Here is a 25,355-nt window from a genome sequence, read left to right as displayed (position 1 = left end):
CCGCCGGCACCGATCCACGCGTCAGCCGGCGGCGGGACCGGCCTCGTCGGCGTCGGGAACCACGACGACCTTCCCGAACGCGTCGCCCGTGGCGAGCCGGGCCAGCGCCGACCGCGCGTCCGCCAGCGCCCACGTGCTGTCGACCTGTGCGCGCAGGCCACTCGTCGCGCACAGGTGCAGCAGGCGCTCGAGGTCCTCGCGCGTGCCCATCGTCGAGCCGACGACCCGCAGGTCCTGGAAGAAGACCCGCGTGAGGCCGGGGTCCTCCGGCTCGCCCGTCGTCAGCCCGACGACGACGACCGTGCCGCCCGGCCGCAGGCTGCGCAGCGAGTGCGACCACGTCGCCCGGCCGACGCTCTCCAGCACGAGGTCCACGCGCGGCACCCGGGCCCCGGGCTCGACCGCCGCGGACGCCCCGAGGGCCAGCGCCCGGTCGCGGCGGCCCGCGTCCCGGCCGGTGACGGTGACGTCCAGGCCGGCGGCGGCCCCCAGCAGGACCGCCGCCGTGGCGAACCCGCCGCCGGCCCCCTGCACGAGGACGCGCGTGCCGGGCGTCGCCCCGCCCGCGACGAAGAGCGCGCGGTAGGCGGTGAGCCACGCGGTGGGCAGGCAGGCGGCCTCGACGAACGACAGCGCCGCGGGCTTGGCGACGAGGTTCTCGTCGGGCACGGCCACCCGCTCCGCCAGCGTGCCGTCGTAGCGCTCGGACAGCAGCGAGCGCGGCTCGTCGGCCGGCACGGCGCGGGCACCCGGCCCGCCGACCACCGCGTGGACGACGACCTCCCGGCCGTCGTCCGTGACGCCCGCCGCGTCGGTGCCGAGGACCATCGGCATCCGGTCGGCGGGCAGCCCGACGCCGCGCAGCGACCACAGGTCGTGGTGGTTGAGCGAGGCGGCGCGCACGGTGACCGTCGTCCAGCCGGGCCGGGACGCGGGCGCCGGCCGGTCGCCCACCGCGAGACCGGCCAGCGGGTCGTCGGGGGAGGGGCGCACGACGGTCGCGGCGAGCATGCCCGCCACGCTAGCCGCCGGGCCCGCCCGGGTGCGCCGGCGGGGGCCCCGTGCGCGCCGGCACTAGGGCCAGACGCGCGAGCGGGCCGCGAACTCCTCCGGGTCGCTGTGCACGGGGATGACGCAGAGCAGGTGCCCGCCCGGTGCGCGCAGCGTGACGCAGCCCAGCCACCGCCCGACCTCGACCGCACCGAGGGCCAGGAGCCGCTCGACCTCCGCCGGCACGTCGTCCGTCTCGAGGTCCACGTGGTAGCGCGGCTCGTCGTCGACGGCCTGCACCGCCATGACCAGGCCGTGCACGGCGCCGTGGAGCGAGAGGAACTGCGGCTCGCCGGGCGGCGAGTCGACCCCGCCGGTGCCGAGGGCGCCGGACCAGAACGCCGCGCTGGCGGCGGCGTCCTGGGTCCGGGCGTCGACGAGCAGGGTGGACAAGCGGCTGCGGTGCACGCCCCGAGGCTAGCCCCGGCCGAGGACGAGCCCTCGGGCCGCGGCGTACTGCTCGCGGACGCGGGTGCCGTCGGCGGCGGAGCCGGGGTTGAGCACGAGCGGCGGCTGCGCGGGGACCCAGGCGGGTGCCTCGGCACCACCGGCGAGCACCCAGGCGGCCTGGCGTGCGGCCCCGTCCGCGACGTACTCGCCCGGGGTCGGGACGTGCACCTCGAGACCGAGGACGTCCGGCGCGAGCGCCTGCACGGCCGCGGACTGGGCGGCGCCCCCGACGAGGTGCGCGCGCTGCACCGGCACGCCGGCCGCGCGCAGGGCGTCGATCCCGTCGGCCAGCGAGCACAGCAGCCCCTCGAACGCCGCCCGGGCGATGTGCGCGGGCGTCGTGTTCGTCAGGCGCATGCCGTGGAGGGCCGCCGCCGCGTGCGGCAGGTTCGGCGTGCGCTCGCCCTCGAAGTAGGGGACGAGGACGAGGCCGTCGGCGCCGGCCGGGGCGGACAGGGCCAGCTCCGCCAGGCGCGCGTGGTCGACGCCGAGCAGGCGGGCGGCCCAGTCGAGGATGCGCGCCGCGTTGAGCGTGCAGGCCAACGGCAGGAAGCGACCCGTGGCGTCGGCGAAGCCGGTGACGAGGCCGGAGCCGTCGGCGGTGGGCGCGTCGGCGATGGCCGAGACGACGCCGGAGGTGCCGATGGACACGGCGACGTCACCCGTGCGCAGGCCGAGCGCGAGGGCCGCGGCGGCGTTGTCGCCGGCGCCGGGGCCCAGCGCGGGGGAGCCGCCGCCGAGGACCTCCGCGGTACCGGTGCCCGCACGGTCGGACGGGCCGAGCACCCGGGGCAGCGCGGGCACGTGCCCCAGCGCGCGCTCGACGAGGTCCGTGCGGTAGTCGCCGGTGCGGGGGGACCAGTACCCGGTGCCGGACACGTCGGAGCGGTCGGTCACCAGGCCCTCGAACCCGACCCCCGCCATCCCGCCCGCGAGCTGCCACGTCAGCCAGTCGTGCGGCAGCGCCACGGCCGCCGTGCGGGCCGCGTTCTCCGGCTCGGCGTCACGCAGCCAGCGCAGCTTCGTCACCGTGAGGGAGGCGACGAGCACCGAGCCGACGGAGTCGGCCCACTCCTGCGCGCCCAGCTCGGCGACGAGGTCCTCGGCGGCGCCCGCCGAGCGCGTGTCGTTCCACAGCAGCGCGTCACGGACGACCTCGCCGTCGGCGTCGAGCGCGACCATGCCGTGCTGCTGGCCGCCGACGCTCACGGCGTCGACGTCCGCCAGGCCGCCGGCGTCGTCGACGGCGGTGCGCAGCGCGTCCCACCAGTGGCGGGGGTGGACGGACGTGCCGTCGGGGTGGCTCGCGCGGCCGGAGCGCACGAGGGCGCCCGTCTCGGCGTCGCGCACGACGACCTTGCAGGACTGGGTGGAGGAGTCCACCCCGGCGACCAGCGTCATGACGTTCCTCGTCCGGTCGGCCGCGTCGGCGCGGGCGACCTCTCGTCGCCCCGAGGGGAGGGGCGGGGGTGCAGGGAGGGGGTGCAGGGAGGGGTACGGCGGGAGGGGGGACGGCGACGGCCCGCCGCGCGCTCGGGGCGCGCGACGGGCCGACGGCCGGTGCTCGGCGGGTGGGCCGAGGGTCAGCGGGCGCCGAGCGCGTGCTCGAGGGCCAGCTGGTTGAGACGGACGAAGCCGAAGCCGCGGGCGGCGACGGCGTCGACGTCGAAGTCCTCGAACGCGGAGCGGTCGGCCAGCAGGTCGGCGAGGGACTCGCCCTCCGCCAGCGTCGGCTGCGACAGCTCGAGCACCCCGGACTCCTCGAAGGCCGCCTGCACCTCGGGGTCGGCGCGGAAGGCCTGCGCGCGCTCCTTGAGGATGAGGTACGTCGCCATGTTGGCGCGCGCGGACTCCCACACGCCGTCCATGTCCTCGGTGCGCGAGGGCTTGTAGTCGAAGTGGCGCGGGCCGTCGTAGCGGGGGCCGCCGGCGGGGAAGCCGTTCTCGATGAGGTCGACGGTGGCGAACGCGGAGAACAGGTCGCCGTGACCGAAGACGAGGTCCTGGTCGTACTTGATGGACCGCTGGCCGTTGAGGTCGATGTGGAAGAGCTTGCCCGCCCACAGCGCCAGGCCGATGCCCTGCGTGTAGTTGAGGCCGGCCATCTGCTCGTGGCCCGTCTCGGGGTTGAGGCCGACGATGTCGCCGTGCTCGAGCTTGGCGATGAGGGCCAGGGCGTGGCCGATCGTCGGGAGCAGGATGTCGCCGCGGGGCTCGTTCGGCTTGGGCTCGATGGCGATCCGCAGGCCGTAGCCCTTGTCCTTGATGTAGGCGGCGACGGTGTCGATGCCCTCGGCGTAGCGGTCGTGCGCGGCGTTGAGGTCCTTGGCGGAGTCGTACTCCGCACCCTCGCGGCCGCCCCACATGACGAACGTGTCGGCGCCGAGCTGCGCGGCCAGGTCGACGTTCCGCAGGACCTTGCGCAGGCCGTAGCGGCGGACGCGGCGGTCGTTGGAGGTGAACGCGCCGTCCTTGAAGATGGGGTGGCTGAAGGTGTTGGTCGTGACCATCTCGACCGTGATGCCGGTCTCCTTCAGGGCCGCCTGGAAGCGGTCGAGGATCTTCTCGCGCTCGGCGTCGCTGGAGCCGAAGGGCACCACGTCGTCGTCGTGGAAGGTCACGTGCGCGGCGCCGAGCTCGGCCAGCTTGTGCACGGACTCGACCGGGTCGAGGTCGGGGCGGGAGGCCGAGCCGAACTGGTCCTGGGCCGGCCAGCCCACGGTCCAGAGGCCGAACGAGAACTTGTCCTCACGGGTGGGTGTGCGCGTCATCGCGATGTCTCCGTCGAGCTGGTGCGGGCCGACGCGGGGCTGCGACGGCATTTTGTTGGCGCGATGAACATAAGCGCTCGGAGCCGATAGGGTCAACCCGTGGTCGCCGCCCCGTCACCCGTCCCCGCACCGCTGCCGGCGGGCGCGACGGGGCTCGGGGACGCGTCGGACCACGCCGGGCGCCCGGCGCTCGACGCCGGCCGCGTCGCCCGCCAGGACCGCATGCGCGAGCACAACCTCTCGCTCGCGCTGGCGGAGGTCGTCGGGGCCCGCGAACCCGTCTCCCGGGCGCAGGTCGCCGCCCGGACGGGGCTGTCGCGCGCGGCCGTCAGCGGCCTCGTCGACGTGCTCGTCGCCGCCGGGCTCGTGCGCGAGCTCGCCCCCGTCGCCCTGCCCCGGGCGGGCCGGCCCGCGACCCCGCTGGTCCCCGCGCCGGGCGCGGTCGCCGGGCTCGGCCTGGAGGTGAACGTCGACTACCTCGGCGTGCGCGCGGTCGACCTGGCCGGCTCGGTGCTCGCGGAGCACGTCGAGCACGCGGACCTGTCGGGCTCCGACCCGGCGCAGGTGCTGGGACGGCTGGCCGCGATGGCCACGGACGTGCGCGACGGCCTCGTCGCCACCGGGACGCGCGTCGCCGGTGCCGCGCTCGCGCTGCCGGGCCTCGTCGACCGCGGCGCCGGCGCCGGCGGCCCCTTGCGCGTCGCCCCGAACCTCGGCTGGCGCGACGTCGACCTCGGCCCGTCGTCGCCGCTCGCGGCGCTGGCACCGCTCGTCGCGAACGAGGCGGACCTGGCCGCGCGGGCGGAGGCGCACGAGCGCCGCGGCGACCGGCCGCCCAGCTTCTTCTACGTCTCGGGCGAGATCGGCATCGGCGGCGCCACCGTCATCGACGGCGAGCTGCAGGCGGGCCGGCACGGCTGGGCGGGGGAGGTGGGCCACGTCGTCGTCGGCACCGCACCGGACGGCCGGCTGCAGGTGCTGGAGCAGGTGGCGGGCCAGCACGCCCTGCTGCGCGCGGCCGGTCTCCCGACGAGCGCGGGCCTGTCGGAGCTCGAGCGCGTCGCGGCGCAGGGTGCCGCCGGGACGGTGACCGAGGTGGCGTCCGCCCTGCGCGGCGCGGGCCGGGCGCTGGGCGTCGCGCTCGCGGCCGTCGCGCACGTCGCCGACGTCGACGAGGTGGTGCTCGGCGGGACGTTCGCCGCGCTCTTCGACGTCCTCGCGGCCGAGGTGACCGCCACGCTGGCCGAGCTCGTCGTCTTCGACGCGTGGTCGCCCGTCCGGGTCTCCGCCGCGCGCGCCGGCCGGTACGCGGCCCTCACGGGTGGGGCGCTCGCCGTGCTGGCGCAGGTCGTCGCCCGGCCGTCGGCGTGGACGCGGCCGTCCGCCCCCGTCGCGTCCGCGCCCACGGCCACGACGTGATCGGCGGCGGGCTGAGCGTCGTCGTCGCGGTCGACGCGTTCAAGGGCAGCGTCGGCAGCGCGGAGGCCGGAGCGGCGGTGCGGGCGGGCGTCCTGGCCGCCGACCCCGAGGCGGACGTGCACGTCGTCGTCGTGGCCGACGGCGGTGAGGGCACGCTCGAGGCCGTGGCCGCAGCGCGCGGTGGACGACGCGTCCCCGTCGAGACCGTCGACGCCGTCGGCCGCCCGCTGCGCGCGCCCCTGCTCCTGCTCGACGACGGGACGGCCGTCGTCGAGGCCGCCGCCACGATCGGTCTGCCGCGCGTCGGTCCGGTCGACGCGACCGTGCCGCCGCGGGCGTCGTCGTGGGGCGTCGGCGTCCAGGTGGCGCACGCTGTCGCGGCGGGGGCGCGGCGCGTGCTGCTGGGCCTCGGGGGCACGGCCAGCACCGACGGCGGCGCGGGCATGCTCGCCGCTCTGGGCGTGCGGCTGGCACGTGACGCGTCCCCGGGCCGCAACCCGCTGTGGCCCGACGACCGCGCCGGCGCCGCGCTGCTGCTGGACCGGGACCTGCCCGGTCTCGGCGGTGCGGAGCTCGTCGCCCTCACCGACGTGACCAACCCGCTGCTCGGCCCCACGGGCGCCGCCGCGGTGTTCGGGCCGCAGAAGGGGGCCACACCCGAGCAGGTCGCCGTCCTCGACGGTGCCCTGGCCGCCTGGTGCGCCGAGCTCGAGGCCGCGGCGGGCCGGGCGCTGGACGTCCCGGGAGCCGGGGCGGCCGGAGGTCTGGGCGCGGCGGTGCTGGCCCTCGGCGGACGGCTTGAGCCCGGCTTCGCGGCCCTCGCCGACCTCGGCGGGCTCGACGGGGCCCTCGCGGGTGCCGACCTCGTCCTCACCGGCGAGGGCAGCCTCGACGCGCAGACGGCCGCCGGCAAGGCGCCGGCCGGGGTGGCCCGGCGGGCACGCGCGGCGGGGGCGCTCGTCGTCGGGCTCGCGGGCCTCGTCGTGCACCCCCTCGGACCGACCGGCGCGCTGTTCGACGCCGTCCTGCCGGTCCACCCCCGCCCGCTCGCGCTCGTCGAGGCCCTCGACCCGGCGACGACCCTCGCGCACCTGCGCACGACGGCGGAGCAGGTCACCCGGCTCGTGCGGGCGGCACTGCTCAGCCGGTGATGGCGTCGTCCGTGGCCGTCTCGAGCAGGAACTCCCGGACCATCGCGCCGACCTGGTCCTCCTCGATGAGGAAGCCGTCGTGCCCGAACTCCGAGCGGATGGTCCGGACCGGCCCGGCCCCGGGGATGCCCGCCGCGATCCGCTCGGACTGCGCCGGCAGGAAGAGCCGGTCGGTGTCGACGGCGACGACGAGGGCCCGCGCGGTGACCGACGCCAGCGCCGCCTCGACGCCACCGCGGTCGCGGCCGAGGTCGTGCGTCACCATCGTCTCGGTGAAGCGCACGTAGGTGTTGGCGTCGAACCGGCGGGCCAGCTTGTCGCCGTGGTGGTCCAGGTAGGACTGCACGGCGTAGCGGCCGCCGGCCAGCGGCTCCTCGGCGCCCTGGGGGATGCGGCCGAAGCGCTCGTCGAGCTCGCGGGCGCTGCGGTAGGTCTGGTGCGCGATCTGCCGGGCGATGCCGAGACCCACGTGCGGGCCCTCGCCGTCGGGCGCGTCGTAGTAGTCCCCGCCGCGGAAGCGCGGGTCGGCGCGGATGGCCGCGAGCTGGGTGTGGAACGACGCGATCTGGTCGCCGGAGGTCTGCGCGCTCGTCGCGATCGCGGCCAGCGCCCGCACCCGCGCCGGGGCCGTCACGGCCCACTCGAGCACCCGCAGCCCGCCCATCGACGCCCCCACGACGAGGTGCCAGGTGTCGATCCCCAGCAGGTCGGCGAGCCGGACCTCGGCCTCGACCTGGTCGCGGACCGTCAGCTGCGGGAAGCGGCCGCCCCACGGCCGGCCGTCGGGCGCCGTGGACGCCGGACCCGTCGACCCCTGGCACCCGCCCAGGGCGTTGGGGGCGACGACGAAGTACCGGTCCGTGTCGATGGGCGCGCCGGGGCCCACCATCGACTGCCACCAGCCCGGCGTCGGGTGCCCGGGACCGGCGGGCCCCGTCACGTGGGAGTCGCCAGTCAGGGCGTGCAGCACCAGCACCGCGTTGTCGCGCGCCTCGTTCAGCGTCCCCCACGTCTCGTAGGCCAGGCGCACGGCCGGCAGCCGCCCGCCCGCCTCGAGCCGGAAGGGGCCGAGGTCCGCGAACCGCCGCCGGCCCACCGGGTCGCCGTCCCGCCACGCCGCGCTCGCGGGCACGGGCGGGCGCTCGGGCAGGGGCGTCCGGCTCGCCGCGGGCGCCGCCGCCCGGGGCAGGGCGGCGGCGACGTCGGGGTGCTGGTGCTGCACCAGATCAGGCACCGGATCGGGCACGGGCTCAGGCGCCCTTGGCCGCGCGGAAGCCGGCGTCGAGGTCGGCCAGGATGTCGTCGATGCCCTCCAGGCCCACGGCCAGGCGCACGAGGCCGGGCGTCACGCCGGACAGCGCCTGCTGCTCCGGCGTGAGCTGGGAGTGCGTCGTCGAGGCGGGGTGGATGACGAGCGAGCGCACGTCCCCGATGTTGGCGACGTTCGAGTGCAGCTCGAGCGCGGAGACGAAGGCCTTCCCGGCCTCCGCGCCGCCGTCGAGCTCGAAGGCCAGCACCGCACCGGCGCCGCGGGGGGCGTACTTGAGCTGGTTGGCGTGCCAGGGGGAGGACTCGAGGCCCGAGTAGAAGACGTGCCGCACCTCGTCGCGCGCCTCGAGCCACTCCGCGACCTTCTGCGCGTTCGCGACGTGGCGCTCCACGCGCAGCGACAGCGTCTCGACGCCCTGCGCGATGAGGAACGCGTTGAACGGGCTAATGGCGGCGCCGTAGTCGCGCAGCCCCTGCACGCGGGCCTTGAGGATGAAGGAGAGGTTGACGCCGAAGGCCCCGCCGACGCCGAGGTCACGGGCGAACACGAGCCCGTTGTACGAGGGGTCCGGCTGGTTGAACCCGGGGAACTTCTCGGGGTCCTGCGCGAAGTCGAAGGTCCCGCCGTCGACGAGCACCCCGCCGATCGCCGAGCCGTGCCCGCCGAGGTACTTCGTCGCCGAGTGCACGACGATGTCCGCGCCCCACGCGAGCGGGTTGACGAGGTAGGGCGTCGCCACCGTGTTGTCGACGACGAGCGGGACCCCGGCGGCGTGGGCGATGCCCGCGACCGTCTCGATGTCGAGCACGTCGGACTTCGGGTTGGGGATGGTCTCGGCGAAGAAGAGCTTCGTGGTCGGGCGGACCGCGTCGCGCCACTGCTGCGGGTCGTGGGGGTCCTCGACGAACGTGGTCGTGATGCCGAGCTTCGGCAGCGAGTGCTTGAGCAGGTTGTACGTGCCGCCGTACAGGGAGGAGGAGGCGACGAGGTGGTCGCCCGCCTCGGCGATCGTGAGGATCGCGAGCGTCTCCGCCGCCTGGCCGGAGGCGACGAGCAGGCCGCCGACGCCGCCCTCGAGCGAGGCGATGCGGTCCTCGACGACCGCCTGCGTCGGGTTGGTGATGCGCGTGTAGATCGGCCCGAGCTCCTTCAGCGCGAACCGGTCCGCCGCCTGCTGCGCGCTGTCGAAGACGAAGGACGTCGTCTGGTAGATCGGCAGGGCGCGGGCGCCGGTGGCGGCGTCCGGCACCTGGCCGGCGTGGATCTGACGGGTCTCGAAGCTCCAGCTGTCGCTCATGGGGTGTCTCCTCGTACGTCGCTCGGGGGTCGACGGGTGCCGAGGGCTGCTCGCGCCGCGGTCACCCGGTCAGGCTCGGGTGGGGCGCACGGTGGGGCCGTCGGGCCCCGGTCCCTCTCGGCGGCCGTGCCGGCGGGGTGGCGGGGTCCGGGCGTGCCGAACGTGCGCAGGGTCAGCGGCACATTCGACAGGTCATGCGGCGAGGCTAGGGGCGGCGCGCTCGGACGACGAGAGCCGGTCCGCCATCCGGACGCCTGTCCGCTGCGTGAGATGGCGCGGGGATGCCCGTCGCGTCCCGAACGCTCACGACGGGGCACCCGCCCGCCGATGGGAAGCACAACGGCGTGACTTCTGGGACTCGTGTGACTGGTGTTCCCCCTGGGGCGACGAGCAGGTACGGTCGCCGGGGCGCCGGCGACGGGCGGCGGGTCCGGCAGCGGTGCGAGGACGGGGAGCAGGGATGACGGCACGACGACGCGGGACCGGGACGGGTCCGCGCCCGAGGGGGGCTGCGGTGCTCGTCGCCGCGCTCACCACGGCGCTCACCGCCGGACTCGCCGCGGGGGTGGCGCCCGCGGTCGCCGCACCCAGCCCCGGCCCCGTGACGGACGACGACGTGCGCGCGGCGCAGCGGGCCGTGCAGGCGGCGGCCGGCTCCGTGGCGGCCATGGAGGTCCGGCTCGCGGAGCTCTCCCAGGTGAGCGAGACCGCCGGCCGGCAGGTCGAGACCGCTGCCGAGGACTACGCCGGCGCGACGGCGGCGCGCGACGCCGCGGTCGCCGGTGCGGCCGCCGCGCAGGAGCGGTCGGCCACGGCGTCGGCCCGGGCTGAGGAGTCGCGCCGGGCGCTGGTCGCCATCGCCCGCGAGATGTCGCGGTCCGGCGGCGGGACCGAGCTGCTCCAGGCGCTCGTGTCCGCGGAGGACTTCGCCGAGGTCGCGGCCAAGAGCTCGGCCCTCACGCACGTGAGCGGCAAGGCCGACGAGGCGGTGCAGGAGTACCGGGCGGCGGGTCTCGTCGCCGGCACCCTGCAGACCCGCGCGGAGGCCGCGGCACGTCAGGCCGAGGAGGCGACGGTCGCCGCGCAGGACGCGCTGGCGGCGGCCGAGGACGCGCAGCGGGACGCCGAGCGGGCCGTCGCCGCCGCGGACACCGAGCGCGACGCGCTGCTCGTCCAGCTCGCCGCCGCGCAGCAGACCAGCGTCGAGGTCCAGCGGGAGCGCCAGGCGCAGATCGAGGCCGAGCGCCAGGCGCGCGCCGAGGCGGCCGCGCAGGCCCAGCGGCTCGCCGCCGCCCAGCAGGAGGCCGCCCGTCAGGCCGCCGCCGCCGCGGCACCTGCCGCGTCCGCGCCCCGCCCTGCCGCCGCGCCGGCAGCGGCAGCACCGGCGGCAGCACCGGCACCGGCACCGGCAGCAGCGCCGGCAGCAGCGCCGCCCGCGGCCGCCGCACCGGCTCCCGCGCCGGCACCGGCACCTGCGCCTGCCCCGGCGCCTGCTCCCGCGCCGGCGCCTGCTCCCGCGCCGGCTCCCGCGCCCGCACCCGCACCCGCCCCGTCGCCCGGTACGGGTCTCCTCGGGACCGGCAGCGCCCGCGGGTCGGCCGCCCAGGGCCAGGCCGCGGTCGAGGCCGCGAAGACCAAGATCGGCGTCCCGTACCTCTGGGGCGGCACGGGTCCGAGCGGGTACGACTGCTCGGGTCTCACCGGCTTCGCGTGGTCGTCGGCGGGGCTGGGGCTCTCCCGCACGTCGCGGCAGCAGTACCTGCAGGTGAAGAAGATCTCCTACGCCGACATGCGGCCCGGCGACCTCGTCTTCTGGGGCACCAACCCGGACGACCCGCAGTCCATCCACCACGTCGCCATGTACGCCGGGGGTGGCCAGATCATCGAGGCCGCCCGTCCCGGCACGCTCGTGCGCATCGTCTCCATGCGCTGGTCGGGGACGATGCCCTACGCCGGCCGGCCCTGACGACCGCGGGGACGACGCAGGCCCGGCCCCTCCGTGCGGAGGGACCGGGCCTGCGTGGTGCTCGGAGCGGGGCGAGCCGGGGCGTCAGTGCCCCTCAATGCCCCTCAGTGCCCCTCAGTGCCCCTCGTACCCCGCGTCGATGGCCCGCTGGCGGGAGCGCTCGATCTCGGCCTCCGCCTCGGTGCGGCCGGTCCAGTAGGCGCCCTCGACGGACTTGCCCGGCTCCAGGTCCTTGTAGACCTCGAAGAAGTGCTGGATCTCCAGGCGGTGGAAGTCGGACACGTCGTCGATGTCCTGCCGCCACGCCGCCCGCTGGTCACCGGTGGGGACGCAGAGGACCTTGTCGTCGCCGCCCGCCTCGTCGCGCATGCGGAACATGCCCAGCGCGCGGCACCGGATGAGGCAGCCGGGGAAGGTCGGCTCCTCCAGCAGGACCAGGGCGTCCAGCGGGTCGCCGTCCTCGCCGAGGGTCCCCTCGATGAACCCGTAGTCGTCGGGGTAGCGCGTCGAGGTGAACAGCATCCGGTCCAGACGGATCCGCCCGGTCGCGTGGTCGACCTCGTACTTGTTGCGCTGACCCTTGGGGATCTCGATCGTGACGTCGAACTCCACGGGCTCTCCTGTCGCTGGCGCACCCGCCCCTGGGGCGGCGCGTCGTCTCGTCGCGGCGCACGGGTCGGGTGCGCACCGGGCCCGACAGTAGTCTCATCGGGCGTCCGGGTGCAGCGACCGGTGGGGTGAGGTGTCCTCGACATGCACGAGGACGTGCGGGAGGTGGCGGTGGGACGACGGGCGCGGGCGCTCGGCGGCGGCGTGCTCGTCGTCGTGCTGGCCGCGGGTGCCTACGGGGTCGCCGACGCGGTCGACGTCGTGCCCGGGGTGCTCACGCTCGCGCCGGTGCCGTCGCCCCCGCCGCCGGACCCCACCGCACCTGGCGCGGTGGTCCCCGACGCGCTGCCCGCGGTCCTGCCCGACCTCGACGCCGCCGCGCCCGTTCCCGCGGTCGCGGCGCTCCAGGCGCAGGTCGACGCGCTCGTCGCCGACCCGCGCCTGGGTCCGTCCGTCGGCGTGGTCGTCGCGGACGCGGCCACGGGCCAGGACCTCGCCGTCGCCGACCCGGGGACGGCACGCATCCCCGCCTCGACGCAGAAGCTGCTGACCGCCGTGGCGGCGCTGTCCGTGCTCGACCCCGCCTCGACGACGACCACGTCCGTCGTCCGCGGCGACGGCGACACCCTCGTGCTCGTCGGCGGCGGCGACATGATGCTCGCCGCCGGTGCGGGCGACCCCACGGCCGTCGAGGGGCACGCGGGCCTCGGCGACCTGGCCGACCAGGTGGCCCGCGCCCTCACCCTGGCCGGCACGACGACCGTGCGCCTGGCCGTCGACGACGACCTCTTCGCCGGCCCGACCGTCAACGCCGCCTGGGACCCCGCGGACGTGGCCGCCGGGTACGCCGCGCCGGTGACCGCGCTGGCGGTGGACACCGCCCGCCTCACCGACGCCGAGTACGCGCCCCGCTCGCCCGACCCGTCGCTGGCGGCCGGCCGCGTCCTGGCCGAGCGCCTGGCCGAGCGCGGCATCACCGTGACGGGCCCGCCCACGCGGGCGGCCGCTCCCGACGGCGCACCCGTCCTGGGGGAGGTGGCGTCCGCGCCGCTCGCCGACGTCGTGCACCACTTCCTCGACACCTCGGACAACACGATCACCGAGGTCGTGGCGCGGCAGGTGGCCCTCCAGCAGGGGCTGCCGGCGTCGTTCGAGGGGTCCACGCAGGCCGTGCTGCGCGTGCTGGCGGGGCTCGGCGTCGACGTGGGCACCGCGCGGCTCGTCGACGCGAGCGGCCTGGCGGCGGGCTCGGCGCTGTCGGCGCGGCTCCTGTCGGACCTGCTCCTGCACGTCCTGGGCAGCCCCGACCTGCGGGAGGTCGCCACCGGCATGCCGGTGGCGGGCCTCACGGGGACGCTGGCGGACCGGTACCGGACGTCGGAGGCGCGCGGCCTCGTGCGCGCGAAGACCGGCAGCCTGCCCGACGTGACCGCCCTGGCCGGGACGGTGGTGGACGACGACGGCCGCCTGCTCGTGTTCGCCGTCCTCGCGGACCGCACGCCCGGGGCGGGCCAGCTGCCGCCGCGCGCGGCGATCGACGCGTTCGTCGGCGGCCTCGCCGGCTGCGGCTGCTCCTGAGACCTGCGCGCCCCCGTCCGCCGCTCCCCGGCGGTCGTGCCCTGCGGCCCGGGCACTAGCGTGGGCGCGTGCCGGACACCCGCGACCCCGTGGACTGGGACGCCGCCGCGCGCCTGGCGGGCCGGCTCGCGCCGCGGGGCCCCGCCGCGGGACGGGCGGAGCTCGTCGACCTCGTGGCCGAGCTGCGGGACGCCGCCGCCCGGGCGGCCGGGCACGTCGCGCTCCTGGCGCACCTGCAGCCCGCGGACGGCCGGCCCCCGCGCGCCGCGGCGACCGTGCACGTCGTCGACCGGCCCCGGTGGGCGGAGGCGAACGTCGGCACCTTCGCGGCCCTGAGCGCGCCGCTCACGGACGCCCTCGTGCGGTCCGCGCAGGACCGGGGTCGCCGGACGCCGCGGGTGACCGCCGCGGCGCGCGCGGCCGGGGCCGCGCAGCTCGGTGGCCTGCTGGCGCTGCTCTCGAGCAAGGTCCTGGGCCAGTTCGACCCGTTCGGCGCGCCCGCGGGCGCCCCGGGCCGGCTGCTCCTCGTCGCCCCCAACGTCCTGGCCACCGAGCGGGCGCTGCGCGTGCACGCCGCGGACTTCCGGCTGTGGGTGAGCCTCCACGAGCAGACGCACGCCCTGCAGTTCGCCGCCGCGCCGTGGCTGGCCGGGCACCTGCGGGAGCGGGTGGTCGAGCTGGGCACGGGGCTCGCGGGGCGGCTGCGTCCCGCCGGTGACGAGACCGGCGACGAGGGCGTCGACGAGGGCGGCGACGGATCCGGCCACGGGGGCGCGCGCGGCGCCGTGCCCGACGACGACGACGAGGGCGGCCTCGCGGACCTGCTGCGCGGCGCCGTGCGGGCCGCCCGCGGCGGGCCGGGGTCGGCGGGCCTGCTGGAGCTCCTGCCGGCGCCGCAGCGCCGGGCCGCGGAGGAGGTGACGGCGGTGATGTCCCTGCTCGAAGGGCACGCTGACGTCACGATGGACCAGGTGGGCGCCGACGTGGTGCCGACCGTGCGCACCATCCGCCGGCGCTTCGAGGCGCGCCGCGACGCCGCCGCGTCCGCGGGCGGCCCGGCCGGGCTCCTGCGGCGCCTGCTCGGCCTCGACGCCAAGCTCGCGCAGTACCGGGACGGGGCCCGCTTCGTCCGCGGCGTGCGCCGGCGTGCCGGTGCCCGCGGGCTCGACCCGGTCTGGGCCGACGCCGCCCACCTGCCCACGCCCGCCGAGCTGGCCGACCCGCGCGCCTGGGTGCGCCGGGTCCACGGCTGACGCGGCCGGGCACGGGCGGGTCGGCACGGGTCGGGCGGGGACCGGGTGGCAGGTCCGGCACCGGCGGTGGCCGCCGTCCGCCGCGCGGTGCGCGCCGCGACGGCCGACGTCCCGGCGGGGGCCACCGTGCTCGTCGCGTGCTCCGGCGGGCCCGACTCCCTCGCGCTCGCAGCGGGAGCGGCGTTCGTCGGGCCGCGGGCGGGCTGGCGGGCGGGCGCGGTCGTCGTCGACCACGGGCTGCAGCAGGGGTCGGCCGACGTGGCCGCCGCGGCGGCGGCGGCCTGCCAGGGGCTCGGGCTGGACCCCGTCGAGGTCGTCGCCGTGGACGCGCGCGGGCCGGGCGGGCCCGAGGGCGCGGCGCGCGCGGCGCGGTACGCCGCCCTGGCGGACGCCGCCCGGCGGCACGGCGCCGCGGCCGTGCTCCTCGGGCACACCCGGGACGACCAGGCCGAGTCGGTGCTGCTCGCCCTGGCCCGGGGGTCGGGGCCGCGGTCGGCCGCCGGGATGGCCGCGCGGCGCGGGGCTCTGCGGCGCCCGCTCCTGGACCTCCCGCGTGCGACGACGCTCGCGGCCTGCGACGCGCTCGGGCTGGTGCCGTGGCACGACCCGACGAACGCGCCTGGCCCCGCGGCGCCGCTGCGGTCCCGGGTGCGCGGCGAGGTCCTGCCGCTGCTCGAGGAGGTGCTGGGCCCGGGGGTCGCCGCCGCGCTGGCCCGCGGGGCCGACCTCGCGCGGGAGCAGGCCGACGCGCTGGACGCCCTGGCGGCGGACCTGCTCGTCGCCGCAGCCGCCCCGGCCGCCCCGGCCGGCGCCTCGTCGGGACCCGACGCGACAGCCCCGGCGACCGCGCCGACGGGCGGGCTCGACGTCGACGTCCTGGCCGCGGCCCACGCCGGGGTCCGGCGGGCGGCGCTGCGGGTGGCGGCGCTGGGCGCGGGCTGCCCCGCCGGCGCCCTCACCCGCGCGCACGTGCTCGCGCTCGACGACCTCGTCGTCGCCTGGCAAGGCCAGGGGCCGGTCGCGCTGCCGGGCCGCGTGGTGGCCGCCCGCCGCTGTGGCAGGCTCTTCCTCGACCCGTCGCCCCCCTCGGGGACGGGCGTGCCGACCGGGAGGGGAGTCGTCGGGTGACACCGGAGCAGATGGGGGAGGACCTGCAGGAGGTCCTGCTCACGGAGGAGCAGCTGCACGGTCGCCTGGCCGAGATGGCCGCCCGGATCGACGCGGACTACGCGGGCCGCGACCTGCTGCTCGTCGGCGTCCTCAAGGGGGCCGTCATGGTCATGGCGGACCTGGCCCGGCGGATCTCGCTGCCGGTGCAGATGGACTGGATGGCCGTCTCGTCCTACGGGTCGGGCACGAAGTCGTCGGGGGTCGTCCGGATCCTCAAGGACCTCGACACGGACCTGCACGGGCGCGACGTGCTCATCGTCGAGGACATCATCGACTCGGGCCTGACGCTGTCCTGGCTCCTGTCGAACCTGCGCTCGCGCGGGGCGGCCAGCGTCGAGATCGCGACGATGCTGCGCAAGCCCGACGCGGCGAAGGTCGAGGTCGACGTGCGGTACGTCGGGTTCGACATCCCCAACGAGTTCGTCGTCGGGTACGGGCTGGACTACGCCGAGCGCTACCGCAACCTGCCCTGCGTCGGCACGCTCGCGCCGCACGTCTACGGCGGCTGACGCGCCCGGCGGGACCGCGGTCCGCCGGGCCGGCGCCGGCCGCTGTGCCCTCGGCGAACACCCAGGGAACCACCAGCGTCGCCGTGTACCTTCGGCTGAGATCGCCACACGTCCGACGCGCGCACCCGTGAGCAGCAGCGACAGCACCGCAGCCGCAGGCGACGACGTCCCAGCACCGGGGAGGGAACGAGGGGCACCGCCCCGACGCCCATGAATGTCAAGAAGCTCGCCCGCGGACCCGTGCTCTGGGTCGTCCTCGCCGTCGTGGCGATCCTCATCGGGGTCAGCCTGCTCAACCAGCCGACGGTCCAGCGCATCGACACGTCGGACGGCCTGGCGCTGCTCGGCGGTGACACGGTCACGGCCGCCCGCGTCACCGAGGGCGCCCAGCGCGTGGACCTCACGCTGTCCGAGCCGTTCGTCAAGGGCGAGCAGGACTACGGCGAGTCCGTGCAGTTCTACTACGTGACGCCCCTCGGGGAGGACGTGCGGGACGCGCTCGTCGCCGCCGACCTCGAGGACGGGTACGACTCCTCGGTCCCGCAGTCCTCCTGGTGGGGCAGCCTGCTCGGGATCCTGCTGCCCGTGCTGCTCCTGGTCGGCTTCTTCTGGCTGATCATGTCGAACATGCAGGGCGGCGGCAGCCGTGTCATGAGCTTCGGCAAGTCGCGCGCCAAGCTCGTGAGCAAGGAGTCGCCGCAGGTCACCTTCGCCGACGTCGCCGGCGTCGACGAGGCGCTGGAGGAGCTCCAGGAGATCAAGGAGTTCCTCTCCGAGCCCGCGAAGTTCCAGGCCGTGGGCGCCAAGATCCCCAAGGGCGTGCTGCTGTACGGCCCGCCCGGCACCGGCAAGACCCTGCTCGCCCGCGCGGTCGCGGGGGAGGCGGGCGTGCCGTTCTACTCCATCTCGGGCTCGGACTTCGTCGAGATGTTCGTCGGCGTCGGCGCCAGCCGCGTGCGCGACCTGTTCAACCAGGCCAAGGAGAACGCCCCGGCGATCATCTTCGTCGACGAGATCGACGCGGTCGGCCGCCACCGCGGCGCCGGCATGGGCGGCGGGCACGACGAGCGGGAGCAGACGCTCAACCAGATGCTCGTCGAGATGGACGGGTTCGACGTCAAGACGAACGTCATCCTCATCGCCGCCACGAACCGGCCCGACATCCTCGACCCGGCCCTGCTGCGGCCCGGGCGGTTCGACCGCCAGGTCGCGGTGGAGCCGCCGGACCTCAAGGGCCGCGAGCGGATCCTGGCCGTGCACTCCCAGGGCAAGCCGATGGCGCCGGGTGTCGACCTGGCGACCGTCGCGCGTCGCACCCCCGGGTTCTCCGGGGCGGACCTGGCCAACGTCCTCAACGAGGCGGCCCTGCTCACCGCGCGCCGCGGCGCCACGCAGATCACGGACGAGGCGCTGGACGAGGCGATCGACCGCGTCATCGCCGGACCGCAGAAGCGCACGCGGGTGATGAACCCCAAGGAGGTGAAGATCACCGCGTACCACGAGGGTGGGCACGCGCTGGTCGCCGCCGCCCTGCGGTACACCGACCCCGTCACGAAGGTGACGATCCTGCCGCGCGGCCGGGCCCTCGGCTACACGATGGTCATGCCGACGGAGGACAAGTACTCGACGACGCGCAACGAGCTGCTGGACCAGCTCGCGTACGCCATGGGCGGGCGCGTCGCGGAGGAGCTCGTCTTCCACGACCCGACGACGGGCGCGAGCAACGACATCGAGAAGGCGACGAGCACCGCCCGCAAGATGGTCACGCAGTTCGGCATGAGCGCCCGCGTCGGGGCCATCCAGCTCGGCCAGGCGTCCGGCGAGGTCTTCATGGGCCGCGACATGGGCCACGGCCGGGAGTACTCGGAGTCCGTCGCCGCCACGATCGACGCCGAGGTGCGCCAGCTCATCGAGCACGCGCACGACGAGGCGTGGGAGATCCTCACGGAGTACCGCGACGTGCTCGACCACCTCGTGCTCGAGCTGCTCGAGAAGGAGACCCTCAACGCCGAGCAGCTCGTCGAGGTGTTCCGGCCGATCACCAAGCGCCCGCCGCGCGAGGTCTGGCTGTCCAGCGAGCTGCGGCACGTGTCCGACCGCCCCCCGGTCATGACGCCGGCCGAGACCGCCGCGCTCAACGGCCACGCGGTCATCCCCCAGGACGAGGCCGCGGCCGCCAAGCCCGAGCACCCCGCCGTCGGGGCGCTGGAGCTCCCGCCGGACCAGGCGCCGGGCCGATGAGCACGGGCACCGACACGGGCACGGGCACGGGTACGAGCACGGGCACGGACGTGACGACGGACGCGGACACGCACCTCGACGGGCTGGACGTCCCCGGCGCGGGCGCTGCGCACGCCCTCACGCCGCTGGTGGCCTCGGGCCGCGCGACGGGGGAGTACGACGCGGCACGCGCGGAGGCGGCCGTCCGCGAGCTGCTGGCCGCGGTGGGCGAGGACCCGGACCGCGAGGGGCTGCGGGACACCCCGGCGCGGGTCGCCCGGGCGTACCGGGAGATCTTCGCGGGGCTCTACATGGACCCGCGCGAGGCGCTCACCACGACGTTCGACATCGGGCACCAGGAGATGGTGCTCGTGCGCGACATCGAGGTGTACTCCACCTGCGAGCACCACCTCGTGCCCTTCCACGGCGTCGCGCACGTCGGCTACATCCCCGGTCAGGACGGGCGGGTGACCGGGCTGTCGAAGCTGGCCCGCCTCGTCGACGTGTACGCGCGGCGCCCGCAGGTGCAGGAGCGGCTGACGGCGCAGGTCGCGGACGCGCTGGTGGACATCCTCGACCCCAGCGGCGTCATCGTGGTCGTCGAGTGCGAGCACCTGTGCATGTCGATGCGGGGGGTGCGCAAGCCGGGCTCCCGGACGGTGACGTCGGCGGTGCGCGGTCAGCTCCGCGACCCGGCCACCCGCGCGGAGGCGATGAGCCTGGTCGTGGGGCGCTGACCGTAGGCTCTGGCCCGTGACCGACCCCCTGCCCGAGCCGCTGCGCGCCGCGGGCCGCACGCTGGTCATGGGCGTCGTGAACGTCACCCCCGACTCGTTCTCCGACGGCGGGCTGTGGCTGCGCCCGCAGGAGGCCGTCTCGCACGGGCTCCGGCTGCTCGACGAGGGCGCCGACCTGCTGGACGTCGGCGGGGAGTCCACCCGCCCCGGGGCGGCCCGGGTGAGCGAGGCCGAGGAGCTCGCCCGGGTCCTGCCGGTCGTCGAGGCGCTGGCCGGGCGCGGGGCGACGGTGTCGGTCGACACGACGCGGGCCGCGGTCGCGGCGGCGGCCCTCGAGCGGGGCGCGACGCTGGTCAACGACGTGTCCGGCGGGCTGGCCGACCCCGCGATGGCGGGCCTCGTCGCCTCCGCGGGGTGCGCCTACGTCGTCATGCACTGGCGCGGGCACGCGGACGTCATGGACGCGCGCGCCCGGTACGACGACGTCGTCGCCGACGTCCGCGCCGAGCTCGGGGAGCGCGTCGCCGCGCTGACGGCCGCGGGCGTGCGACGCGAGCAGCTCGTCATGGACCCCGGGCTGGGCTTCGCCAAGCCGGGCAGCGCGAACTGGCCGCTGCTGGCGGCGCTGCCGTCGTTCGTCGCCGACGGCCTGCCGGTGCTCGTCGGCGCCAGCCGCAAGCGGTTCCTGGGGCACCTGCTGGCGGGGCCGGACGGCGTGCCCGCGCCGCCGCTGCACCGCGACGCCGCGACCGCCGCCGTCAGCGCCCTGGCCGCCGCGGCCGGCGCGTGGGCGGTCCGGGTCCACGACGTGCGGGCGTCGGCCGACGCCGTCCGCGTGGCCGCCGCCCTCACGGGTGCGCGGCGGAGGGAGGAGCCGTGACGCACGGGCCGGTGCTGGACCCCGCGGGCCGCCCGCTCGACCAGATCCGCCTCACGGGCGTGTCCGCGACGGGCCACCACGGCGTGTTCGACCACGAGCGGCGCGACGGCCAGACGTTCGTCGCCGACGTCGTCGTCCACCTCGACACGCGGCCGGCCGCCCGCGGCGACGCCCTGGCCGCCACCGTGCACTACGGCGAGCTCGCGCAGGCCGTCTCCGACGTGCTCACGGGCTCGCCGGCGGACCTCATCGAGACCGTGGCGGAGCGCATCGCCGCCGTGGCGCTCGCGCACCCGGCGGCCGTCGCGGTCGACGTCGCGGTGCACAAGCCCTCCGCCCCGATCCCCGTGCCGTTCGACGACGTCGTCGTCGCGGTACGTCGCGACCGCGTGCTCGCGCCCCCGGTCGTCCCGGCGGGTGACCTGGTGCCCCCGCCCGAGGCGGACCCCCTGCCGGAGCCCGTGCCGGACGCGGCGCCGCAGACGGTGCCGGACCCGCTGCCGGACCCGCTGCCGGACGCGCTGCCGGATCCGCTGCTGCCGGAGCCCGTCACGCTCGTGGCGACCGACGTGCACGCCGTCGACCACCCCGACCGGCCCGACGACGGTCCCCTGCGCGCCGACGACGCGGACGACGACGCCGTCGTCGAGGCGGAGGTCGTCGAGGACGCCCTGGACCGGCGGCCGGCGGAGCCCGTGGACGTCGTGCTCGCCATCGGCGCCAACCTCGGCGCGGCCCAGGAGACGCTGCGCCAGGCGGTCGCGGACCTCGACGCCGTGCCGGGCCTGGAGGTCCTGGAGGTGTCGCCCCTCGCGCGGACCGCGGCCGTCGGCGGCCCGGAGCAGCCGGACTACCTCAACGCGGTGCTGCTGGGCCGCACCACGCTGGCCCCGCGCGAGCTGCTGCACGCCGTCCAGCGCGTCGAGCAGGGCCACGGCCGCGTCCGGCTCGAGCGCTGGGGGCCCCGCACCCTCGACGTCGACGTCGTCGCCTACGGCACCGTCGTCGCCGCCACCGACGACCTGGAGCTCCCGCACCCCCGGGCCCACCAGCGCGCGTTCGTGCTGGCCCCCTGGGCGCAGGTGGACCCGCACGCGGTGCTGCCGGGGCTGGGCGGCGGACCCGTCGCCGCCCTGGCCGCGACGGCGCCCGACCGCGCCGGCGTGCGTTGGATGGCGCTGGACTGGCTCACCTCGCCCGTCACGGTGGTCCCGCCGCCCGCACCCGGGGAGGGCTGATGCAGCGCACGCGGTGGACGGCCCTGCTGGGCGCCGCCGTCGGCACCGGGCTGCTCGCGTGGTTCGTCGTGCGCGGCGTCGAGGGGCGCGGCGGCACGATGCCCGAGGTCCCCTGGCTCGTCGCGGTCCTGGAGGCGGTGCTCGCCGCCCTCGTGCTCGGGCAGGCGTGGGGCGTGCGGCAGTACGTGCGCGGCAAGCGGCCGGGGCTGTCGGGGCTGCGCGCGGCGCGGACGCTCGTGCTGGCCAAGGCCGCGGCCTGGTCGGGGTCGCTGCTGCTGGGCTGGTACGGCGGCCAGGCGGCCCGCGCGCTGGCCGAGGTCGAGCTGGGCACGAACGCCGCGCGCGCCGCGTCCGCCGGCGGGGCGGCCGGCGGCGCGCTGCTGCTCGTCGTCGCCGGGCTCCTGGGGGAGTGGTTCTGCCGCGTCCCGCCGCAGGACGACGACGAGGACCACGGCCCCGGCGCGCGGGCCGTGCCGGAACCCCCGCCCGTCGCGCCGTGACGGGGCCGGCCCCACAGGTCCCGCCGGACGGGCGCCGCTCGGTGCGAGGATGACCGCATGACCACCGACGAGGGCGCCGTCCGGTACGCGCAGCCCGCCGGCCCGTTCGACCCCGCGGCGGTGACCTGGACCCCGGTGTCCCCGCGGCTCGCCGGCGCCCGCTGCACGGCGATCGCCCTGACGCTGCTCGTGCCGCTGGCGGTGACCGTGCTCCTCGCCGTCCTCACCGCGCCGTGGGTCTGGGCGTTCCCCGCCGCGCTGGTCGCGCTGCTCCTGTGGGCGCTGTGGCTGGTCCCGCGGCAGGTGCGGGCGCTGCAGTACGCCGAGCGGGACGACGACCTGCTCATCCGCCGCGGCATCCTCTTCCGGCAGCTCGTCGTCGTGCCGTACGGGCGGATGCAGTACGTCGACGTGTCCGCCGGCCCGCTCGCGCGGCGCTTCGGCATCGCGTCGGTGCAGCTGCACACCGCGTCCGTCGGGACGAACGCGTCGATCGACGGGCTGCCGCCGCAGGAGGCGGCGCGGCTGCGGGACCGCCTGGCCTCGCGCGGTGAGGCCCGGCTGGCGGGCCTGTGAGCGTCGCGCCGGACCCGACGACGCCGGACTCCACCACGCCGGACTCCGTGACCTCGGACCTCGCGACGCCGGACCTCCCGTCGCCGGCCCCTGATGGTCCCGTCGCGCCCGTCACGCCCGAGGCCGTCGGGGAGGAGGCCTACGCCTGGCGACGCATGCACCCCGTGACGCCGGTCGTGCGGGGGTGGCGCGTGGTCGTCGGCGTGCTCGCGGTGGCGGTGTTCCAGCTCGACTCCTTCGTGGACCTCGTCGTCGAGCTCGGCGCCCGCGCGTGGCTCGTGGGGCTGGGGCTGCTGCTCGTCGTCGGCGTGATCGGGTTCGCCTCCTCGGTGCTGGCGTGGCGCATGACGCGGTTCGCCGTGACCGACGAGGCCGTCCACCTGCGGCAGGGCGTGGTCTTCCGGCAGCAGCGGCAGGCGCGGCTGGACCGCCTGCAGGCCGTCGACCTCGTGCAGCCCCTGCTCGCGCGGCTGCTGGGGCTGGCGGAGCTGCGCCTCGACGTCGCCGGCGGCACCGGGTCGTCGGTCGCGCTCGCGTTCCTGCGCGAGGCGGAGGCGGAGGACCTGCGCGTGGAGCTGCTCGCGCTGGCCGCTGGCCGTCAGCGCCCCGGCACCGGCCCCCTCCCGGCGGACGCCCCGCTCGCCCGCACCCTCACGGGCGGCGACGAGGGCGCGCCCCCGGCCGTGGGGCCGGCCGGCACGCAGGACGGCCCGCACGGCGGTACCCCCCACGGCGCCCACGACGGGACGGACGCCCCTGCGCCGGCCGTGCCCGCCGCCGCGCCGGTCGGCGTCGGCGACGGCCGCTTCACCGCCTCCCCGGAGCAGCAGGTCTACGAGGTCCCCGCGAGCCGTGTGCTGCTGTCGGTGGTGCGCTCCTCCGCGCTGTTCTGGCCGCTCGTCGCCGTGGCCGGCGTGACCGTGCCGGCGGTCCTGTTCGGCGAGCCGGGCGGGTTCTTCGTGCTCTTCCCCGCGGTGTTCGGGGCCCTGGGCTTCGTGTGGAGCCGGGTCAACAACGGCATCGGGTTCCGCGCGGCGACGTCCCCCGACGGCATCCGCCTGCGCCACGGTCTCACCGAGCAGCGCGCGCAGACCGTGCCGCCGGGTCGCGTCCAGGCCGTGCGCCTCACCCAGACCCCCCTGTGGCGGGGGCCGGACTGGTGGCGCGTCGAGATGAACGTGGCCGGCTACGGCGGAGGGGGCGGCGGGGAGTCGACCTCGTCGGAGACCGTCCTGCTGCCCGTCGGCCCGCGCGACGAGGCCGTCACCGCCGTCTGGCTCGTGCTGCCGGACCTCGGCGTCGCCGACCCGCGGGCCCTGCTCGACACGCTGCTGTCCGCCGACCCCACGGCCCGCGAGGGCGCCATCACCTCGCCGCGCCCGGCCCGCCGCCTCGACCCCGTCGCGTGGCGCCGGCGGGCCGCGGTCGTCACCGACCGGGCCCTGCTCGCCCGCCGCGGCCGGTTCACGCGCGTCCTCGAGGTCGTGCCGCACGAGCGCACGCAGTCGCTCGGCGTCGAGCAGGGGCCGTTGCAGCGCCGCCTGGGACTGGCCTCCGTGGTGCTGCACTCCACCCCGGGGCCGGTCAGCCCTCGCGTGGACCACCTCGCCGCGGCCGACGCAGCCGCGCTGCTCGACGAGCTGTCGGTGCGTGCCCGGGCCGCCCGCGCGGGCGCCGCGCCGGAGCAGTGGCTGCGCGACGTCCGGACGGCCCCGTGACGGCGACCGCCGACGCCTCGCGCCGCCCGGGGCGGCTCGGCGTGGGCGTCGTCGGGGCCGGCAGGGTCGGGGCCGTGCTCGGCAGCGCGCTACGGGCCGCCGGGCATCCCGTCGTGGCGGTCAGCGCGGTGTCCGAGGAGTCGCGCGAGCGCGCCGCGGCGCTGCTGCCGGGCGTGCCCGTCGTCGACGTGCCGGAGGTCGTGCGCCGCGCGGAGCTCGTCCTGCTGGCCGTGCCCGACGACGCGCTCGCCCCGCTCGTCGGCGGCCTGGCCGAGCTGGGCCTGTGGCAGGCGGGGCAGATCGTCGTGCACACCGCCGGCCGGTACGGCGTGGACGTCCTCGCGCCCGCACGGCCCGCGGGCGTCATCCCTCTGGCGCTGCACCCGGCGATGACCTTCACCGGCACGTCGCTGGACCTGTCCCGGCTCGTCGGGTGCGGGTTCGCGGTCACGGCGCCGGCGGCGGTGCTCCCCATCGGGCAGGCGCTCGTCGTCGAGGTCGGCGGTGAGCCCGTCGTCGTCGACGAGGAGGCGCGCGGGCTCTACCACGCGGCGCTCGCCCACGGTGCCAACCACCTCGTCGTGCTCGTCGCGCAGGCCGCCGACGCCCTGGCCGCGGCCGGGGTGCACGAGCCGGGCCGCGTCCTGGCGCCGCTGCTGGGCGCCGCGCTCGACGGCGCCGTCCGGTCGGAGCAGCCCGACGCCTCGGGCGACCGCGGCCCGGGCGCCCTCGCCGCGCTCACGGGACCCGTGCGGCGCGGCGACGCGGGGACCGTCGCCGAGCACCTCGCCGCCCTGCGCGCGCTGGCCGCGCGATCGGGGACCGTCGACGTGGTCGCCGGCTACGCGGCGCTGTCGCGGGCGGCGACGCAGCGGGCGCTCGGGGCGGGCATGATCGACCCGTCCGCGGCGCAGCGGCTGCTCGACGTCCTGGACGCACCCGGCCCGGAGGCGGCCGGCGGCGCACCCCCGGCGGGCTGACACGGCACCTGCG

21 protein-coding genes and 1 pseudogene are annotated in these 25,355 nt (G+C 77.3%); 15 read left to right on the top strand and 7 right to left on the bottom strand.

The window, feature by feature from the left end:
- Nucleotides 1-21: 21 nt before the first annotated feature.
- The 4 genes from AC2TDM_RS15025 to xylA all read right to left on the bottom strand — a co-directional run bounded on the left by AC2TDM_RS15025 (nt 22) and on the right by xylA (nt 4,271).
- Nucleotides 22-1,011, bottom strand: a complete 990-nt coding sequence (locus AC2TDM_RS15025; RefSeq protein WP_484635168.1) for a zinc-binding dehydrogenase — start codon at nt 1,009-1,011, stop codon at nt 22-24.
- A 63-nt stretch (nt 1,012-1,074) separates the two neighbouring features.
- Nucleotides 1,075-1,458 (bottom strand): VOC family protein, encoded by a 384-nt coding sequence (locus AC2TDM_RS15020; protein ID WP_484635167.1) that lies wholly within the window; start codon nt 1,456-1,458, stop codon nt 1,075-1,077.
- Between the two features lie 9 nt (nt 1,459-1,467).
- Nucleotides 1,468-2,901: a xylulokinase gene (gene xylB / locus AC2TDM_RS15015; RefSeq protein WP_484635166.1), complete on the bottom strand. Its 1,434-nt coding sequence runs from the start codon at nt 2,899-2,901 to the stop codon at nt 1,468-1,470.
- Between the two features lie 182 nt (nt 2,902-3,083).
- Nucleotides 3,084-4,271 (bottom strand): xylose isomerase, encoded by a 1,188-nt coding sequence (gene xylA / locus AC2TDM_RS15010; RefSeq protein WP_484635165.1) that lies wholly within the window; start codon nt 4,269-4,271, stop codon nt 3,084-3,086.
- 99 nt (nt 4,272-4,370) lie between these two features.
- On the opposite strand from xylA, the gene AC2TDM_RS15005 reads away from it, so the two are divergent.
- Together AC2TDM_RS15005 and AC2TDM_RS15000 are read left to right on the top strand one after the other, a co-directional pair.
- Nucleotides 4,371-5,690 (top strand): ROK family transcriptional regulator, encoded by a 1,320-nt coding sequence (locus tag AC2TDM_RS15005; protein WP_484635164.1) that lies wholly within the window; start codon nt 4,371-4,373, stop codon nt 5,688-5,690.
- On the top strand, nt 5,687-6,841 hold the full coding sequence (locus AC2TDM_RS15000; RefSeq protein WP_175499272.1) for a glycerate kinase: 1,155 nt from the start codon (nt 5,687-5,689) through the stop codon (nt 6,839-6,841). Before AC2TDM_RS15005 ends, AC2TDM_RS15000 begins: the two co-directional genes overlap by 4 nt.
- Here the strand turns inward: AC2TDM_RS15000 and metX are convergent.
- Complete coding sequence (metX, locus tag AC2TDM_RS14995) at nt 6,831-8,030, bottom strand: homoserine O-acetyltransferase MetX (protein ID WP_484636477.1); 1,200 nt, start codon at nt 8,028-8,030, stop codon at nt 6,831-6,833. The genes AC2TDM_RS15000 and metX overlap by 11 nt on opposite strands.
- 61 nt (nt 8,031-8,091) lie before the next feature.
- Nucleotides 8,092-9,411, bottom strand: a pseudogene (locus AC2TDM_RS14990) (bifunctional o-acetylhomoserine/o-acetylserine sulfhydrylase); the annotation flags it as partial.
- 511 nt (nt 9,412-9,922) lie between these two features.
- On the opposite strand from AC2TDM_RS14990, the gene AC2TDM_RS14985 reads away from it, so the two are divergent.
- Complete coding sequence (locus AC2TDM_RS14985) at nt 9,923-11,374, top strand: C40 family peptidase (protein WP_484635163.1); 1,452 nt, start codon at nt 9,923-9,925, stop codon at nt 11,372-11,374.
- 114 nt (nt 11,375-11,488) lie between these two features.
- Here AC2TDM_RS14985 and AC2TDM_RS14980 read toward each other — a convergent pair whose 3' ends face one another.
- A complete protein-coding gene (locus AC2TDM_RS14980) occupies nt 11,489-11,986 on the bottom strand; it encodes an inorganic diphosphatase (RefSeq protein WP_090031090.1) in 498 nt (165 codons plus the stop codon).
- A gap of 141 nt (nt 11,987-12,127) precedes the next feature.
- Here AC2TDM_RS14980 and dacB point away from each other — a divergent pair, with 141 nt between their 5' ends.
- The 12 genes from dacB (at nt 12,128) to AC2TDM_RS14920 (ending at nt 25,342) form a co-directional block, all read left to right on the top strand.
- On the top strand, nt 12,128-13,561 hold the full coding sequence (dacB, locus tag AC2TDM_RS14975) for a D-alanyl-D-alanine carboxypeptidase/D-alanyl-D-alanine endopeptidase (protein ID WP_484635162.1): 1,434 nt from the start codon (nt 12,128-12,130) through the stop codon (nt 13,559-13,561).
- Between the two features lie 68 nt (nt 13,562-13,629).
- Nucleotides 13,630-14,814, top strand: a complete 1,185-nt coding sequence (locus AC2TDM_RS14970; RefSeq protein ID WP_484635161.1) for a zinc-dependent metalloprotease — start codon at nt 13,630-13,632, stop codon at nt 14,812-14,814.
- A 45-nt stretch (nt 14,815-14,859) separates the two neighbouring features.
- Nucleotides 14,860-15,942 (top strand): tRNA lysidine(34) synthetase TilS, encoded by a 1,083-nt coding sequence (gene tilS, locus AC2TDM_RS14965; protein ID WP_484635160.1) that lies wholly within the window; start codon nt 14,860-14,862, stop codon nt 15,940-15,942.
- An 11-nt stretch (nt 15,943-15,953) separates the two neighbouring features.
- Nucleotides 15,954-16,493, top strand: a complete 540-nt coding sequence (hpt, locus tag AC2TDM_RS14960) for a hypoxanthine phosphoribosyltransferase (protein ID WP_203708695.1) — start codon at nt 15,954-15,956, stop codon at nt 16,491-16,493.
- A 210-nt stretch (nt 16,494-16,703) separates the two neighbouring features.
- Entirely contained in the window at nt 16,704-18,734 is a 2,031-nt protein-coding gene (gene ftsH, locus AC2TDM_RS14955) for an ATP-dependent zinc metalloprotease FtsH (RefSeq protein WP_484635159.1), read from the top strand.
- Nucleotides 18,731-19,450 carry a GTP cyclohydrolase I FolE gene (gene folE / locus AC2TDM_RS14950; protein ID WP_484635158.1) on the top strand — a complete coding sequence of 240 codons (720 nt, stop codon included), beginning with the start codon at nt 18,731-18,733 and terminating at the stop codon, nt 19,448-19,450. The genes ftsH and folE overlap by 4 nt, the downstream gene beginning before the upstream one ends.
- 67 nt (nt 19,451-19,517) lie before the next feature.
- Complete coding sequence (gene folP, locus AC2TDM_RS14945; RefSeq protein ID WP_090031293.1) at nt 19,518-20,330, top strand: dihydropteroate synthase; 813 nt, start codon at nt 19,518-19,520, stop codon at nt 20,328-20,330.
- Nucleotides 20,327-21,568 carry a 2-amino-4-hydroxy-6-hydroxymethyldihydropteridine diphosphokinase gene (gene folK / locus AC2TDM_RS14940; RefSeq protein ID WP_484635157.1) on the top strand — a complete coding sequence of 414 codons (1,242 nt, stop codon included), beginning with the start codon at nt 20,327-20,329 and terminating at the stop codon, nt 21,566-21,568. Before folP ends, folK begins: the two co-directional genes overlap by 4 nt.
- Nucleotides 21,568-22,068, top strand: a complete 501-nt coding sequence (locus AC2TDM_RS14935) for a DUF3180 domain-containing protein (RefSeq protein ID WP_090031083.1) — start codon at nt 21,568-21,570, stop codon at nt 22,066-22,068. Before folK ends, AC2TDM_RS14935 begins: the two co-directional genes overlap by 1 nt.
- Nucleotides 22,069-22,125: 57 nt before the next feature.
- Entirely contained in the window at nt 22,126-22,644 is a 519-nt protein-coding gene (locus AC2TDM_RS14930; protein WP_484635156.1) for a PH domain-containing protein, read from the top strand.
- Entirely contained in the window at nt 22,641-24,362 is a 1,722-nt protein-coding gene (locus tag AC2TDM_RS14925) for a PH domain-containing protein (RefSeq protein WP_484635155.1), read from the top strand. Before AC2TDM_RS14930 ends, AC2TDM_RS14925 begins: the two co-directional genes overlap by 4 nt.
- Nucleotides 24,359-25,342 (top strand): Rossmann-like and DUF2520 domain-containing protein, encoded by a 984-nt coding sequence (locus AC2TDM_RS14920; RefSeq protein ID WP_090031081.1) that lies wholly within the window; start codon nt 24,359-24,361, stop codon nt 25,340-25,342. Before AC2TDM_RS14925 ends, AC2TDM_RS14920 begins: the two co-directional genes overlap by 4 nt.
- Nucleotides 25,343-25,355: the final 13 nt, after the last annotated feature.

The organism is Cellulomonas sp. plas2 (genome assembly GCF_057221735.1).
The sequence above is the reverse complement of the archived record's forward strand: the minus strand, read 5'-3'. Positions and strand labels throughout refer to the sequence as shown.